The sequence below is a fragment of the Cryobacterium gelidum genome (genome assembly GCF_004403985.1).
Taxonomy (GTDB): Bacteria; Actinomycetota; Actinomycetes; order Actinomycetales; family Microbacteriaceae; genus Cryobacterium; species Cryobacterium gelidum.
The window spans coordinates 77338-93419 of record NZ_SOHL01000020.1; the positions used below are offsets into that span (position 1 = coordinate 77338).

Below are 16082 nucleotides of genomic sequence, written 5' to 3' on the forward strand. Positions count from 1 at the left end.
TCTGTTCAGCCTACCGGGCTGGCGTAGCATCGTCTCTGATGAGCAATGCCCAACGCCCCCTCAACCTGCGTGCGATCGCCCTGACGGCTTTTCTGCCCACACTGTTGTTTTCCGTCGGTGAGGGCGCGATAATTCCGCTCATTCCACTGGTCGCCAATGACCTGGGCGCCACGCTCGCCATCGCCGGGGTGATCGCCGCCATGATCATGCTCGGCGAACTCGTCGGCGACATTCCCAGCGGCTGGGTCGTCTCCCGCATCGGCGAACGCAACTCGATGATTTGGGCATCCGTCATCACCGTCGGTGCCGTGATCATCTGCCTCGCGGCACCCAACCCCCTCATACTCGGCCTGGGAATCTTTCTGATCGGCATTGCGACGGCCGTGTTCGCCCTGGCCCGGCACGCCTTCATGACCAGTTACGTGCCCCTCGTCTACCGGGCCCGCGCACTGTCGACGCTCGGCGGCGTGTTTCGGGCCGGCTGGTTCGTGGGGCCGTTCCTGTCCGCCGCCTTCATCCACCTCACCGGCAGCACCCAGGCGGCGTTCTGGGTATTCATCGTGTGCTGCGTACTCGCGATCACACTGCTGTTGATCCTCCCGGACCCTACCCGTGGCCTCGACGCGCCGGAACGCGCTGTGCCGGAGCGGGCAGCACCCGCTAGACCTGCCGACGTTGCACCTGCCGACGTTGCACCCGCCGACGTTGCACCGACCAGGGCCGCCGAAGCGGATGCCGCAGCACTCACCGCCCAGGGCCTCTTTCAGACCATCCGCAGCCACCGCGGCGTACTCGTGCGACTCGGCTCCGGTGCCGCCCTCGTGGGCGCGATGCGCGCCAGCCGAACCGTCATGCTGCCCCTCTGGGCGGTCAGCATCGGCATCAGTGCGCCCGACACGGCCCTCATCATCGGTATCGCCGGCGGCATTGACTTCCTGTTGTTCTACGCCAGCGGTCAGATCATGGATCGCTTCGGTCGTATCTGGAGCGCGGTACCCTCGATGATCGGCCTCGGCCTCGGCCACGTCGCGCTCGCGTTCACGCACGATCTGCCGAGCAACCTCGGCTGGTTCATCGGCGTCGCGATGTTTCTGTCCCTCGCCAACGGCATCGGCAGCGGCCTGCTCATGACGCTCGGCGCTGACCTCGCGCCGCAGCGGTATCCGGCGCCGTTTCTCGGCGCCTGGCGATTCACCGCCGACTTCGGCAGCGCCGCCGCGCCGCTTGCCCTGGCCGGCATCACCGCCCTCGCCTCACTCTCGATCGCAAGCGGCATCATGGGGGTGTTCGGCTTGGTCGGAGCCGTGCTGTTGCGCCGCTACATTCCCCGGTTCGCCCCCCATCGGCCACGCCACCTGCTCTAGAGCGCAACCGTGCGGCCGACGGGCGCGGAATGATCCCGCTTCCATCGTGGTTGACGTGGGTATGCCTCTCATCGGAGAATACGAGCCAAGCACCGCCCAGTGGGTGCGCGACCAGGTCGACCAGTACGAGAAGTCCGGTGGCACCGAGGGCACAACCCTGCGCGGGATGCCCGTCATCGTGCTGACGACGCTCGGCGTGAAGTCCGGCAAGCTGCGCAAGGCGCCGCTCATGCGGGTCGAGCATGCCGGTCAGTATGCGGCTGTGGCCTCGCTCGGCGGCAGCCCCAAGAATCCGGTCTGGTACGCGAATGTCGTGGCGCACCCCGAGGTTGAGTTGCAGGACGGCACGCAGAAGTGGGACATGCACGCCCGCGAGGTCACCGGCGACGAAAAGGCCACCTGGTGGAAGCGCGCCGTGGCGGCGTTCCCCGACTACGCCGAGTACCAGACCAAGACGGACCGCGAGATACCCGTCTTCGTGCTCGAACCGCTCACCTGAGGGTGGCGTAAAACACGCACCGCCCAGCGTCGAGCGGCACCCGGTTCAAGCCGTTTGCGCCGCTGCTCGCCGCCCACCTCGCCCTACGCGTCGAGTCACCCTCTTTCCCGGAGCGGATGCCCAGGGCTGGCCGCGAGATTCGCCCGGCTTCAGGGAATGGCGGTCGCGGTCAGCTCGAGGTCGGAGGTAGGCCGGTCACGCTGGGTCGCGATCGCCGCCCCTGCCGCCACGCACACGACGACGATGGCAATCTGCTGCAGCGCGGTGAAGGACTCGCCGAGCACGAGCGCACCGAAACCGGCCGCGATCACCGGGCCGAAACTCGTGATGATCGCGTACAAACGCGGGCTGATCCGACGCAGAATAAAGGTGTCGAGCGTGTAGGGAAAGGCGGAGGAGACGACGCCGACGAGCAGGAGCAATCCGACGATGCCCCAGGTGAACGCCGACAGATCGAGCGTGAATACGGCAATCGGAACCACGATCACGAGGCTCACCAGGCTCGCGATCGAAATGCCTTCGAGGCCGGGGAATTGGGTCGCCACCCGGCGAGTCAGCAGAATGTAGCAAAACCAGGAGGCGGCCGCGGTGAGCGCGAGCACAATGCCGAGCACATCGAGGGTGCCGTCCGACCAGGTCAGCAGAAACACTCCCCCGGCGGCGGCCGCGGCGCACACGAAGTCGAGAAGGCGGCGGCTGGTCACGAGGGCGAGGGCGAACGGTCCGAGAAATTCGATCGTCGCCGCCACGCCGAGTCCGATCATGCTGACGGCTTGATAAAAGCTGAGGTTCATGACGGCGAGTATGACCCCGAGGGCCAACGGAGGCCAGATTCGGCCCCAGGTCATCTTTTTCAGCTGGGGACGGGCCAGCGGCAGCACGACGAGAACCATGACAATCTGGCGGGCCGCGACGACGACGGGCGCACCGATCACCGGGATGAGCAGGCCAGCCACTGACGACCCGAAGTTGATACTGACTTCGGTGGCGAGCTGGGCTCCCATTCCGCTCAATTGGTCGCGGTTGATACGCACGGTGCTCCTGTCGGCGCCGTCCGGGCACCTACCGACAGTACCGCTTCGGGCATCCGCTCTCAGGCTGCCTGCGCGCACGCGCGAACGTCTACTGCAGCGGCACGAACTGTTAATCGCCGGTCAGAGTATCGACTGCCGAAAAAACGTGAAGCCCCCACGAGGCGGGAGGCTTCCATCTCGACTACGTGTTCGTGGACCGTATGCTCTTATTCTGAAATTGTCAGTGCGACTGATGTGCGGTTCCGGAAGGCTGCCGCCAGTTTGGAAAATACTTCTGAATTCTAGTCATTAAACTGCTGAGATTTGCTCGCTTACAAAAGCGATTTGGGCTAGAATTGTGGGTGAAGGAGGCACCGTCGCCATGACCCTCACCGCCCCGCCCGCCGCAGCCGGCTCCGTGCCGGATCCCGAGGTTTCTCGGGTCGCGGCAATTGCCCAAGCCGGTGCGATTCTGGCTGAGGCGTTGGATGGGGTGCGGTTTGGTCACCTCGACGACACCGAAGCCATCGCGGTAATGGCCGCCCTGGAAGCTCTCGGTCGCAAGGTTGATGGGGCCAGGCTCCGCGCCACCACCGACATTGGTGCTCGCGCCGAGACCGACCTCGGCACCGGGTCGCTCGCCTACAGGAACGGATGCCGCAACCGGGTCGATTTCATCAGCCACCTCGCCGGCATCTCCGCCCGCGAAGCCAAACGGCGTCTGAAGCTTGGCGAGACCGCGGTGGAACGCACGCCGCTTGGCTTGCCGGTGCCTGCCCGGTATCCGGTCATTGCCGACGGCCTGATCAGTGGCGACCTCGGGCTGGAGTCGGCGGAGATCATCGCCACCACCCTCACCGGCCTGCACGGCCGGGTCGGGCAGGACGACCTCGACCGGGTCGAACGCGCCCTCGTCGCCTCGGCGACCGGCGCCATCACCCCAGAGACCGCCGGGCTACCCGGCGCAGGGATCCGTTTCGCGCCGGACCTGCTACAGGCCCAAGCCTTGGAGTGGCAAGGGCGCCTCGATCCCGACGGCACCGCCCCCAACGACGACGCCGTCGAAGCGACAAGCACCCTGACGTTCGGGCTGCTGCGCAATGGGCTCTACCCGCTGCGCGCCGACGTCACCCCCGAACTCCGCGGCATCATGGACACCCTATTCGACACCTACCTGTCGGCGCGGTCGACCACACCCAAGTTTGTGCCGACCGAACTGCTCAACGGCGAGCCTGGTGCTGGCACCGGCACCGGCACCGGCACTGAGCCGTTCAGCGACGAACCATTCACGGGCGACACCCGGTTCGACGGCGACCGCCGTACCGGCGGGGAGAAACGAGCTGACATCCTTCGCTCGATCTTTGAATCTGCCGCGCGCGACCCACAGACCCCGACCATGGGCGGCGCCGCCCCCACCGTCATGGTGCACATCAACGCCGTCGACCTCGAACACGGCCGCGGCGTCGGCTGGATCGACGGCATCGACGCCCCCCTCAGCTTCCGCCGCGTCAGTGAACTCATCTGCGCCGGTGGGTATCAACAAGTACTGCTCGGCCAGAACGGCAACGTGCTCTCCCTCGGCAACACCATCCGCTGCTTCACCCCCAAGCAACGCGCTGCAATTGCCGCCCGCGATGAGGGCTGCATCATCCCCGGCTGCACCATCCCCGCCCGCTGGTGCGAAGTGCACCACGTCACACCCTGGCAGCAGCATGGGCCGACCAACATCGACAACGGCACAAGTTGGGAGTACATCCCCTAGTCGAGGACTTTACGTTCCATTAGTCTGTTAATAACTGATTCCGAGACCGAGGGGGGACCGGTTGAAAGACTTGTTTCGTGGCTACTATCCGCCGTCCAATGAGGAACTGGACGAGATGTGGTCATCTGGATCAATAGTCCTTGACACGAATGCGCTCCTGAACCTTTACCGTTACTCCGACGAGACTCGGGGAGAATTCTTGTTGGTGCTTGAGAAGCTGAGAGATCGGCTTTGGATTCCTGCACAGGTTGGTTTGGAATTTCAAGTTCATCGACTCGGCGTGATCGACGATCAAAAGGCAGCCTTCGGTCAGATAGCGAAGGCACTTGAGAGTACTCGGAGTACTTTCGAGAGCAAAGTGAGGGAGTTCAAGAACCACTCCACACTCGATTCCGAGGCTCTCCTAAGTCAGTACGGTGCTGCGATCGACGCCCTGGCTGCGGAATTGACTCGCCAGGAGGCAGCGCAGCCACCACACTCCGATCGAGGTTTCCCACGCGATGATATTTGGGAATCAGTCACCGCCCTTTTTGACGGACGGGTTGGTAAGCCGTACACCGAGACCGAGTTAGCGGCTGTTCATAACGAAGGCACGTCAAGGTACGCAAAAGAGGTTCCTCCCGGATACAAGGACAGTTCGAAGGGCGAGCCGGGGAAGTACGGCGATCTGGTGCTTTGGAAACAACTGTTGGATCGGTCCAACGAGAAGCAAGACGCCGCCATCTTCGTAACAGCTGATTCCAAGGAGGATTGGTGGCGAGTCGTAAAGGGTCAAAGACTTGGACCACGCGCTGAACTCGTGGATGAGTACTTCGCAAGCTCTGGGAAGCGCATCCACTTCTACAGTCCAGAACAGTTTCTCCGGCACGCACAGTCCAGAGTAAGTGTCACCGTGAGCGCGCGGTCACTCGACGAAGTGGAAGACGTTTCGAGTCAAGCGGACAAGACGCGCGCGACTGCTGAGCGACGACTTGTTGATCTTCAGGGAATGCGAGCCAGCGCGAAGCGCGTCCTAGACCGTACGACGGGCGACGGTGCAGACCGGACTGTGGAGCGTCTGCGAATGCAGATCCTGCGGAGTCGGGAGCAGGCGTTCGGTGAGCGGAACAAGTTGGTCTCTCAGCGCAACAGGTTGTTGTTTATGCAAGCATCTCAGGTTCATGCAGATTCGGACCAAAGCGAAGACTCAAGGCTGCTGCTGTCGCACGTGACTGAGACTGGCGAAGATCTCGATGCAAGACTGAGCGAACTCGACCAGCAACTGCGGAGGATTGATCGCCATAACAAACTCGAGAACGATAATGCCGAGAGACAGGTAGAGATCCTCGACAATGAGATCGATGACATCGTCATGCTGCTGGCGGAGCTGGGAGATTAGCGGGGTAGCACTTCTTCACTTGAATAAGCAACATAACTCGGGAGCCCGGCAGGGCGATCGAGGGCAAGGTTTTGGCCGTCCGTAGGACGGACGAAACCGCGGCAGCTTGGAAGACCCTGTGAATGAATGACAGGGGTGTAATTCGTCGGGTAGACATGATGTAGTAATACGTAACGATGCAGAGCTTGTGGCTCTGCATAAACACATTAGGTGAATGGAACCCCAGTCGGGGTTGAGCGGCGCTAAAAGGCCAGCGTCCCCGCTCGAACAGATGCATCTAGAGGCCAGACCCGGTCGAATTCCGGGATCCGAAGTCGTACGCCCCGGTTCACGGTGTTGGCGTTCTGCTTCGACACTCCTCTGTCGGCGTCTAGCTCTGGTTCCCTATGCTCCCGGATTCAACCCATGCACACCTGCGCACCCTCGCTCGCCCTGACTCTGGGTGGACGTTCTCCCTGTTCCCGGGTGCCAGCGAAGGCGGCGGCACGTTCCACGGGTCCACTCGCCGCGCGCCCTCGTATGTTTCACGCGGCTTTGCTGCTGATCCGGAACGTGCTGCGGCAGAGGCCGGGCGTCGTGCCCGTGCGTCGTTGCGCCGGTACTGCGCCGCGAATCGCCTCAACCGACTCGGCACGCTGACCTTCGCAGGCGATGGGTGCCACGAACCAGCGCTGTTGCGCACGCACCTGGGCGAGTTCTTCCGGTCACTGCGCTCCTCGTTGGGTGGCAACCCGTTGCCGTATGTCTGGGTTCCGGAGTGGCACAAGTCCGGCCATGGCCTGCACGCGCACTTCGCCGTGGGCCGGTACATCAAGAGGTCGCTGATCGATGCCGCGTGGGGGCATGGATTCGTGCACATCAAGTTGCTCGCGGACTTGCCGGTTGGCTCGGGGTCTCTTACGGAGGCACGGCGGGCGGCAGGCTACTTGTCCAAGTACGTGGCAAAGACGTTTACGGATCTGGATGCCCGCGTGTTGGGTTTACACCGGTATGACGTCGCCCAAGGCTTCAAGCCGGAGGTGTTGTCGCTGTCGGGGACTACTGCGGGCGATGTGTTGGCGCAGGCTTCGGACTTGTTCTCGTCGGCTCCGGTGCATCAGTGGTCGTCGGCGGAAAATGAGGATTGGAAGGGTCCGCCCGCTGTATGGGCGCAGTGGGGTCGATGATGGGCATCGATCAGGTTACGGTGCGGGCGTGGCTCGAGGCGTCATGCCGGGCTCAGGGTGTGCCCGTTGGGGTGACGAATCCCGCTGTGGTTGCCCTTGTTGGCGTGCTGATGAGGGATGGGGTGCAGCGGGACGGGCGCGGAGCGCCGGACGCGGCACGCCGTCCGTTACAGCTGCCAGCTGGGGACGACACGGGACGGGTCGACCGTTCGAGCGCCTAAGACGCCGGGAAGAATCGTCACGTAGTCCAGCACGGCCCGGACGATCGCTACCTGGCGGTCGAGGTTCAGGCCGTCCCAACCCGCTGCCAGTTCCTCACCATGACCGACCAGACCATCGAGAGCATTCGTGCCCGCGATTTGGTCGAGCTGTCGCTGTGCGTTTTCGACTCGTGCTTCGAGCGGTGTCCGTGCGGCCTTCCATTCCGGTCGGGAAATCTCTCCCGCTGCCCACATCTCGGACAACTCGGTCATCTTCGACTGAGCGCTTTGCAACTCAGCCAAAAGGGCCGCTTGGCGTTCGTCAGCTGCGGCCCGTCCGGATAGGGCGTCGCCCATTACCGGTGTGTCCAGGCGCATCAGCACGGCACTGGCGATCAGTTCCTCCACGGGCTGCGCGACAACGGTAAGCCGCCCGCAACCGCGGTGATCCGGGCCGGACAAGCACACGTACCGGCGGCGGTCGGCACGAGCCGCACTGTAGAGCGGGGTACCGCACTTTCCACAACGCAGCATTCCGGACAAGAGATACCGACGCGGAGCACGCCTTCCGGAGTTCTTCTTCGTCTCGAACATTGCCAGAATCTGGTGGTGCTTCGCTTCGCTGACGAGGGCCGGCCACGCAGCCGGCCCTGCCGCCTCGCCGTGATGATCCCGCAGGCCGGCAATGCGTCCGGAGCGGAGAATTCCGCGGAGAGTAGTGGTGCTCCAGTTCACGCCTCCCGCCGTCGTCGGGATCTGCTGCTCGTTCATCCACGCTGCCAAAGACCGCACCGACTCGCCCGCAAGGAAGCGGTCTACAATTTCGCGCACGACCTCGGCCTCGGATTCTCGAATGGTCAGCTTGTCCCGATCGTATCCAAATGGGCGATGTGCGCCGCCGTTGGGTTTGCCCTGTTCCACGTTTTGCTGGATCTTGCGGTTGATCCGGGCGGACTTGCGTGCGGACTCGTTCGCGGCGACGGCGGCTGTGATTCGGGCGATGAGCATGCCGTTGTCGTTGCCGAAGTTGATATCCGAGGTGACCGTGGCCAACTGCTCGACACCTGCAGTGTCGCAAAGATCGACAAACTGTTCCCATTCCATTGGGCGGCGGGTCAGACGGTCCTGGTGATAGGCGATCACGGCGTCGCGGCGGCCCCCAGCGATGTCGGCGAGCATGCGCGCGTATTCCGGGCGCGCCTTGCCTCGATATGCCGAGATATCGTTGTCGACGTACTCCTCGGCGATCGTCCAGCCACGCTCCGCGGCAAGCTTCCGACAGTCTTCGAGTTGGCGTTGAACTCCGAGTCCCTCGCCCGTCTGGTCGGAGGAAATACGTGCATACACAGCCGCAGCCGTCACTGTCTTCATAGGGGTCACATTAGCGTTGTGTGGGCAACGGAACCCTTTTGTGCTGGTATCACCACCACACGATCGACTCCGCCGGGTGGAAGATCCGCATGGTCAACGGCCGACCCCAGGTGCGGGGGCCATTGCTCTGGGACCCGACCCAAACCTGGCGGCCCGCCCGCACCCACCGCGCCAACACCCCCAGTGCCAACTCCCCCAGTGCTGATCCACCCTGGCGCACCTGACAGGCGTGTGCCGGAGCGTGCGGAGCTGCTGTCGGCTATTTTGCGCCGACGGACACCGTCGGGCTGCCGAGCGCTGCGGCGGGCATCTCGGCGGCGAGACGGTTGGCTTCTTCAATGAGTGTCGCTACGATCTCGGACTCGGGCACGGTCTTGATGACCTCGCCGCGCACGAAGATCTGGCCCCTGCCGTTTCCGCTCGCGACGCCAAGGTCGGCCTCGCGAGCCTCGCCCGGTCCGTTGACGACGCAACCCATGACGGCGACGCGCAGCGGCACGGTCATGCCCTCCAGTCCGTCGGTGACATCGTTGGCGAGCTTGTAGACATCCACTTGGGCCCGGCCGCAGCTCGGGCAAGAGACGATCTCGAGCTTGCGTTCGCGCAGGTTCAGCGACTGCAGAATCTGCAGACCCACCTTGATCTCCTCGACCGGCGGGGCACTCAGGGACACGCGAATGGTGTCTCCGATTCCCTCGCCGAGCAGAAGACCAAACGCCGTGGCGCTCTTAATCGTGCCCTGAAAGCTCGGGCCCGCCTCGGTGACACCGAGGTGCAACGGCCAGTCGCCGCGTTCGGCGAGCAGCCGGTATGCCTTGACCATGATCACCGGGTCGTTGTGCTTGACCGAGATCTTGAAGTCGTGAAAGTCGTGCTCTTCGAACAGGCTCGCCTCCCAGACGGCGCTCTCGACGAGCGCCTCGGGGGTAGCCTTGCCGTATTTTTGCATGAGGCTCGGCTCGAGCGAGCCGGCGTTGACGCCGATGCGCAGGCTCACGCCCGCCGCCTTGGCGGCTGCGGCGATCTTGCCGACCTGGTCGTCGAACTTGCGGATGTTGCCGGGGTTCACTCGCACGGCGGCGCAGCCCGCGTCGATCGCGGCGAAGACATAGTTCGGCTGAAAGTGAATGTCCGCGATGACCGGAATCTGACTCTTCTTCGCGATGATCGGCAGGGCTTCGGCGTCATCGCGCGTGGGTACCGCGACGCGCACGATGTCGCAGCCGGTCGCCGTGAGCTCTGCGATCTGCTGGAGCGTCGCGTTGATGTTCGTCGTCGGAGTCGTCGTCATTGATTGCACGCTCACCTGAGCATTGCCACCGACCAAGACCTTTCCGACCTTGATCTGACGGGATTTACGTCTGGGAGCGAGTACCTCAGGTACTTTGGGCATCCCCAAGTTGATTGCAGCCACTTATCTAGCTTAGTTGTCGTAGCGTGCACCAAGCTGAATGTCGCCCCGATTCAGCGCCGCAGCAAGACGAGCGGCATCACGCTCTCGAGGCGTGCGAATCTATCCACGCCACGCCCGAATATGCTGGGAAGGTGGCAGAGCCGCGGCATTCAAGCACATCATTGACAAAGGAGTCCCGATGACCGAAACAGACGTCGTAATCCTGGCCGGATCCCGCACCCCACAGGGTCGCGTGAACGGGCAGCTCTCGTCCCTCACCGCCGTTGATCTCGGCGCCGCCGCCATCGTTGGCGCCCTCGCCCGCGCCGGAGTGGCTCCGGAGCAGGTTGATTTCGTGCTCATGGGGCAGGTGTTGCAAGCCGGCTGCGGGCAGAACCCGGCTCGGCAGTCCAGCGTGGCCGCGGGCATCCCGTGGAACGTGCCGGCTATGACACTCAATAAGGTGTGTCTTTCGGGCCTGGCCGCGGTTGTCGATGCCGCCCGCCTGGTACGGCTCGGCGAAGCGGATGTCGTCGTGGCCGGCGGGCAGGAGTCCATGTCGCGTGCTCCCCACCTGCTGCCGGGCGCACGCCAGGGCTGGGCCTACGGAACGGTGTCCGCTCTCGACCACGCCGCCTACGACGGCCTCACCGACGCGTTCGACGGTCTCTCGATGGGACTTTCGACCGAGCGCGCCAACATTGAGCTCGGTCAGACCCGGATCGAGCAGGATGAAATCGCTGCCGCATCACACCAGCGCGCCGCAGCGGCCGCCGCGAGCGACGTGTTCAGCGACGAGATCACGCCGATCAGCGTGCCGCAACGCAAGGGCGAGCCGCGCGTCATCAGCGCCGATGAGGGTGTGCGTGCGGAGAGCACGACCGAGACGCTCGGCCGGTTGCGCCCCGCCTTCGACCCGGCGGGAAGCATCACCGCCGGCAATGCCGCCCCGTTGAGCGACGGGGCGAGCGCGGTCGTCGTGACCAGCCGTGCCTGGGCCGAGAAGCACGGCCTGCCCTGGCTGGCCGTGATTGAGGCCAGCGGCCAGGTCGCCGGCCCCGACAACTCCCTGCACTCCCAGCCAGCCAACGCGATAGCGCACGCACTCTCCCGCCAGGGCTGGACCGTGGCGGACCTCGACGTGATCGAGATCAACGAGGCCTTCGCCTCGGTCGTGGCGCAGTCATCGAAGGTGCTCGGGGTGAGCGCCGACGTGGTGAACATTCACGGCGGTGGCATCGCGATCGGACACCCCATCGGGTCGAGCGGCGGGCGCATCGCCCTGCATGCCGCGCTCGAACTGGCGCGTCGCGGCACCGGCAAGGCCGCCGTGGCCCTGTGCGGCGGCGGCGGCCAGGGCGAAGCGCTGCTGCTGTCGAGGTAGCTTCTGGCTGGGTACTGCCAGGCAGACGGGGCCTGGCTGCCTAGACGATTGGCCCGCAGTACTTCGAGCCCGGCACGGTACTCCACCTCGTCGATGCCGCCCTGTGCCATAACTCGATACTTCGTCTCAGCCCGGGGCGCCGCATCCGCCCCGGGGAGCAGTGCCCTATCCGAAGAAGTTGATCGGCTTGACGATATCGGCGTAGATGAGCAACAGGCTCATCCCACCGAGCAGAACCACCACAGCCAGGGTGAGCGGCATGAGCTTGGCCATATCGACCGGGCCCGGATCGGGTCGTTTGAACAGTTTGGCGAAGAAGCGACGGATTCCCTCCCATAGCGCCCCGGCAACATGGCCGCCGTCGAGGGGCAGCAGGGGCACCAGGTTGAAGACGAACAGGGCGATATTCAGTGACCCGAGCAAACCGAGCATGCTCGCAACCTTGGACGCGACCGGGATCGTATCGATGCTCGCGAGCTCGCCGGCAACGCGGCCCACACCGACTACACTGATCGGACCGTTCACATCGCGCTCCCCCGGCCCGAACGCAGCATTGGCCACGGCCACGAGCCGGTCGGGCAGGTTGAGAATGAGGTGCGCGACATTGGCGATGTTGGCGCCGACCATGGGCAGCACAGCGGTCGCCGGCTGCGGCACCAGCTCGGTGGCCGCCCCGATGCCGACGAAGCCGACGTCCTCGGTGACCGCAGCGCCGGAGGCATCCGTTTTGATCGTGGCGCCGTCGGTGTACACGTAGCGTTCGGTGAGTTTGGGGGCGAGCGTGAGATTCACGTTGGCGCCGTCACGTTCGACGACCACCGCGAGGGTCTGCCCTGGAGACGAGCGGATGATCTCGGTCGACTGTGCCCAGCTGGTGATGGCGATTCCGGCGATGCTGACCAGGCCGTCGCCCGGTTGCAATCCGGCAGCAGCCCCGGGCGAGGCTTCATCGGTGGCCGCGCAGGTCTGTCGGTCGCTCGATGCGGGCAGCACGCACTGGCTCACGCTGCCAACGGTGGTACTGATCTGCGCGGTACCGAATCCCATGAGCAAAATGGCGAACATTACGATCGCGATGAGCAGGTTCATGGCCGGCCCGCCCAGCATGATGATCACACGTTTGTAGACGGGCAACTGATAGAACGCGCGGTGGTCTTCGCCCTCGCCGATGGTCTCCGCACTGGCCTGGCGGGCGTCATCGACCAGGGTCGACAGGGCGCTCGTCTTTTTCTCCGGCGCGCCCTCCTGCACCATCTGGTCGAAGAATCCGGTGGTGGTGCTCCGGGGAGCTCCGCCCTTCTTGGCGGGAGGGAACATGCCGATCATGGCGATATATCCACCCATAGGGATGGCTTTGACGCCGTACTCCGTCTCGCCCTTGGTGCGAGACCAGATGGTCGGGCCGAAGCCGATCATGTACTGGGTCACCTTGACGCCGAACAGCTTGGCGGGCACCAGGTGGCCGATTTCGTGCAGGCCGATCGAGAGCGCAAGGCCGACGACGACAATAGCGACACCGAGTATGAACAGCAGTACGGTTTCCACTTTTGTAGAGTAACCGCATCAAGCTGCAAAGGGGCTGGCCGTGCGGCCCGACCTCCCGATACGGGAGCGCATGTGCTTTGCTAGAGGATGGACGCACGAGGAGGTCCCTTGTCTGACGAATCTATTCCCACGCAGCAGTTGCCCGCTTCGGCTAGACCCGGCCTGGTTGGCAGCCTGCTAGCGGACCGTTTTATGATCGAGAGCCTCATAGGTACCGGGGGGATGGCATCCGTCTATCGAGCGACGGACACGGCGCTTGGCCGCACGGTGGCCGTCAAACTGTTTCGAGCCGACGGCTCTGCCGCCGAACCTGAGCGCCAGAGCGGCGAGATCGCCCTGCTCGCGAGCCTGAACCATTTCGCCCTGGTCACCCTGTTCGATGCCGGCACCGCGATGGTCGACGGCGTGCCGCGCGCGTTCATCGTGATGGAACTCGTCGACGGCCCCGACCTCCGTGCACGCATCGAGGGTGGACCACTACCGAGCCTCGATGTGGCCGTGATGGGTGCCGACCTCGCCGAAGCGCTGCACTACGTGCACGAGCAGGGCATCATTCACCGTGACGTGAAGCCGGCCAACGTTCTGCTGGCGACCTCTGGCTTTCCCGGCCGCAGCATGCACGCCAAGCTCGCCGACTTCGGCATCGCTCGGCTGCTCGATGAGACCCGGCTCACCGCGACCGGGTCACTGCTCGGTACAGCCAGTTATCTCAGCCCCGAGCAGGCCCTCGGTGGCGCGATCGGGGCACCAACGGATGTCTACTCGCTCGGCCTGGTTCTGCTCGAGTGCCTCACCGGCCTGCGCGCCTATCCCGGAACGGCTGTGGAATCGGCAATGGCCCGGCTACAACGCCAGCCCGAGATTCCGAACGCGCTCGGCCGAGACTGGATCGAGGTACTGGCCGCCATGACCGCCCGCGACACCGCCGACCGGTCCACCGCCGCCGAGGCCTCCCTGCTGCTGCGCGCCCTCGCCACTGAAACCGAGGATCAGGCCGTGGCCACGCTGGTGCTGCCGGCCAGTACGGGCAGTGACGCCGCGCCGACCGAGGTCCTGACGGCGGATCCTGCGCCGAAGCCCAAGCCGGCGACCGCGGCTGTTTCCTGGAAGCAGACCGGGACCAAGCCGGCCCCGGCTACGCGCAGCCGCCGGACCATCCTCTGGACTATGGCGGCCACTCTGGTCGTCGCCGTGATCGCCCTTGGTGCGCTGTTCCTGCGCGGCGGCGCCGAGCCGGCCGTGGTTCCGCCGAACTATCCAGCGGTCGACGGCACCCTCGGCACGCACCTGGAACAGCTACAGAAAAGTGTGAACCCGTGAATCGACGCATCCGCAATCGTCTGACCGTGGCCGTGGCCACCGGACTTCTCCTTCTGGTGCCGCTGGCAGGCTGCGCTGGTGAGCCGGTCCAGCTTGAGGCCTCGACCGCCGGGAATCTGCAGGCTGCGATGCTCGACATCACCGAGGCAGCCGCGGCCGGCGACTTCAGCGCGGCCCAATCACTCCTGACCGATCTGCAGGCGAACCTGCACGCTGCCGCCGTAGCCGGGCAGGTGAGCGCCGAACGATCCTCGTCGATTCAAACCGCGATCAACCTGGTCAGCGCCGATTTGACGGCGGAGATCGAGGCTACAGCGGTGGCGGCCGAAGCGGCTGCTGCGGCCGCAGCGAAGGCCGCAGCCCTCACCGAACAGCAGAACGCCGATAACGCCGAAAAGGCGGCCGAGGACTCCAGGGAGGCGGCCGACAACGCTCGCGAGGCGGAGAAGAAGGCCGCTGAAGACGCGAGGAAGGCGTGGGAAGAGTGTCTCAAGGACGGAGACCAGGACTCGTCCGCACAGTGTGACTAGCCCCTGGCGCCTGGCAGCTATCGTGCGGCGATCAGCCGATCGGCGGCGGCCCGCGCCCAGCGCTCAGCGTCGGCGAGCGAGTCGAGGGTGAGGGCACCGTCGGGTTCGTGGGATTCGACCACGCGTAGTACCGTGTCGACGATGTCTAGAAAACCGATGCGTCCGTCGTGAAAAGCAGCGACGGCCTGCTCGTTGGCGGCGTTGAACACGGCGGGATAGGTACCGCCCTTGCGGCCGACCGTCTTGGCCAGTTCAACCGCCGGGAAGGCGTTCGTGTCGAGCGGTTCGAAGGTCCAGCTGTGCGGCACCGTCCAGTCGATCGGGGTGCCGACTGCGGCGACCCGGTTTGGCCAGTCCAGTCCGAGCGAGATCGGCAACCGCATGTCGGGCGGGGACGCTTGCGCGATGGTCGACCCGTCGATGAATTCAACCATCGAGTGCACCACAGATTGCGGGTGCACGACGGCGTCGATGCGGTCGTATTCCACGTCGAACAGCAGGTGCGCCTCGATGATTTCCAGCCCCTTGTTCATAAGGGTGGCCGAATTGGTGGTCACGACGAGGCCCATGTTCCAGGTTGGGTGTGCGAGGGCCTGCGCGGGAGTGACCCGGGCAAGCTGCTCACGGGTGAAACCGCGAAATGGCCCACCGGATGCCGTCAGCACGAGTCGTCGCACCTCATGCTGGGTTCCTGCGAGCAAGGCCTGCGCGATAGCGGAGTGTTCAGAATCGACGGGCACGATCTGTCCGGGCGCAGCGAGCGATTTCACCAAGTCGCCGCCGACGATGAGCGATTCCTTGTTGGCCAGGGCCAGGGTCCGACCGGCCCTCAGCGCGGCGAGTGTCGGTCCGAGGCCGACCGAACCGGTGATGCCGTTGAGCACGACGTCGGCGTCGACGTCGCGCACGAGCTGCTCGGCAGCATCGGCCCCTAAAGCGGTGTGCTCGACCCGAAAGTCGATGGCCTGCCCATCGAGCATCTCGCGGTTGCTTCCGGCAGCGAGACCGACCACCTCAAACCGCTCGGGATTGGCACGGATGACGTCGAGGGCCTGGGTACCGATGGAGCCCGTAGACCCGAGGACAATTACTCTTTGCACCCCTCCATGCTAGGTGCACGCCGCCGGAGCTGTAGTGTCAACGGGTGACTGGTGCCA

14 protein-coding genes are annotated in these 16082 nt (G+C 64.6%); 9 read left to right on the forward strand and 5 right to left on the reverse strand.

Annotation, left to right across the window (positions count from 1 at the left end; translation table 11 throughout):
* Positions 1-38: 38 nt before the first annotated feature.
* Positions 39-1364 (forward strand): MFS transporter, encoded by a 1326-nt coding sequence (locus E3T50_RS11555; RefSeq protein WP_134552018.1) that lies wholly within the window; start codon positions 39-41, stop codon positions 1362-1364.
* 61 nt (positions 1365-1425) lie between these two features.
* A complete protein-coding gene (locus E3T50_RS11560) occupies positions 1426-1863 on the forward strand; it encodes a nitroreductase family deazaflavin-dependent oxidoreductase (protein ID WP_134552020.1) in 438 nt (145 codons plus the stop codon).
* Between the two features lie 149 nt (positions 1864-2012).
* Here E3T50_RS11560 and E3T50_RS11565 read toward each other — a convergent pair whose 3' ends face one another.
* Positions 2013-2897, reverse strand: coding sequence for an EamA family transporter (locus E3T50_RS11565; protein WP_241990890.1), 885 nt, complete (start codon positions 2895-2897; stop codon positions 2013-2015).
* A gap of 361 nt (positions 2898-3258) precedes the next feature.
* Between E3T50_RS11565 and E3T50_RS11570 the strand changes: the two genes are divergently transcribed.
* The 3 genes from E3T50_RS11570 (at position 3259) to E3T50_RS11580 (ending at position 7182) form a co-directional block, all read left to right on the forward strand.
* Positions 3259-4638, forward strand: a complete 1380-nt coding sequence (locus tag E3T50_RS11570) for an HNH endonuclease signature motif containing protein (protein WP_134552022.1) — start codon at positions 3259-3261, stop codon at positions 4636-4638.
* A gap of 115 nt (positions 4639-4753) precedes the next feature.
* A complete protein-coding gene (locus E3T50_RS11575) occupies positions 4754-6016 on the forward strand; it encodes a PIN-like domain-containing protein (RefSeq protein WP_241990894.1) in 1263 nt (420 codons plus the stop codon).
* A 386-nt stretch (positions 6017-6402) separates the two neighbouring features.
* A complete protein-coding gene (locus E3T50_RS11580) occupies positions 6403-7182 on the forward strand; it encodes a rolling circle replication-associated protein (protein WP_134552025.1) in 780 nt (259 codons plus the stop codon).
* 167 nt (positions 7183-7349) lie between these two features.
* Here the strand turns inward: E3T50_RS11580 and E3T50_RS11585 are convergent, their stop codons facing one another.
* Positions 7350-8753 (reverse strand): recombinase family protein, encoded by a 1404-nt coding sequence (locus tag E3T50_RS11585; RefSeq protein ID WP_134552027.1) that lies wholly within the window; start codon positions 8751-8753, stop codon positions 7350-7352.
* A 20-nt stretch (positions 8754-8773) separates the two neighbouring features.
* Here E3T50_RS11585 and E3T50_RS11590 point away from each other — a divergent pair, with 20 nt between their 5' ends.
* Positions 8774-8977, forward strand: a complete 204-nt coding sequence (locus tag E3T50_RS11590; protein WP_134552029.1) for a hypothetical protein — start codon at positions 8774-8776, stop codon at positions 8975-8977.
* 35 nt (positions 8978-9012) lie between these two features.
* On the opposite strand, the gene ispG is transcribed toward E3T50_RS11590, so the two are convergent.
* Positions 9013-10167, reverse strand: a complete 1155-nt coding sequence (ispG, locus tag E3T50_RS11595; RefSeq protein WP_174722462.1) for a flavodoxin-dependent (E)-4-hydroxy-3-methylbut-2-enyl-diphosphate synthase — start codon at positions 10165-10167, stop codon at positions 9013-9015.
* A 178-nt stretch (positions 10168-10345) separates the two neighbouring features.
* On the opposite strand from ispG, the gene E3T50_RS11600 reads away from it, so the two are divergent.
* Positions 10346-11530, forward strand: a complete 1185-nt coding sequence (locus E3T50_RS11600) for an acetyl-CoA C-acetyltransferase (RefSeq protein WP_134552031.1) — start codon at positions 10346-10348, stop codon at positions 11528-11530.
* A gap of 165 nt (positions 11531-11695) precedes the next feature.
* On the opposite strand, the gene E3T50_RS11605 is transcribed toward E3T50_RS11600, so the two are convergent.
* Complete coding sequence (locus E3T50_RS11605) at positions 11696-13075, reverse strand: M50 family metallopeptidase (RefSeq protein WP_134552033.1); 1380 nt, start codon at positions 13073-13075, stop codon at positions 11696-11698.
* 108 nt (positions 13076-13183) lie between these two features.
* Between E3T50_RS11605 and E3T50_RS11610 the strand changes: the two genes are divergently transcribed.
* Together E3T50_RS11610 and E3T50_RS11615 are read left to right on the forward strand one after the other, a co-directional pair.
* Positions 13184-14395 (forward strand): serine/threonine-protein kinase, encoded by a 1212-nt coding sequence (locus tag E3T50_RS11610; RefSeq protein ID WP_241990891.1) that lies wholly within the window; start codon positions 13184-13186, stop codon positions 14393-14395.
* Entirely contained in the window at positions 14392-14925 is a 534-nt protein-coding gene (locus tag E3T50_RS11615; protein ID WP_134552037.1) for a hypothetical protein, read from the forward strand. Before E3T50_RS11610 ends, E3T50_RS11615 begins: the two co-directional genes overlap by 4 nt.
* 17 nt (positions 14926-14942) lie before the next feature.
* Here E3T50_RS11615 and dxr read toward each other — a convergent pair whose 3' ends face one another.
* Complete coding sequence (gene dxr / locus E3T50_RS11620) at positions 14943-16025, reverse strand: 1-deoxy-D-xylulose-5-phosphate reductoisomerase (protein WP_134552039.1); 1083 nt, start codon at positions 16023-16025, stop codon at positions 14943-14945.
* Positions 16026-16082: the final 57 nt, after the last annotated feature.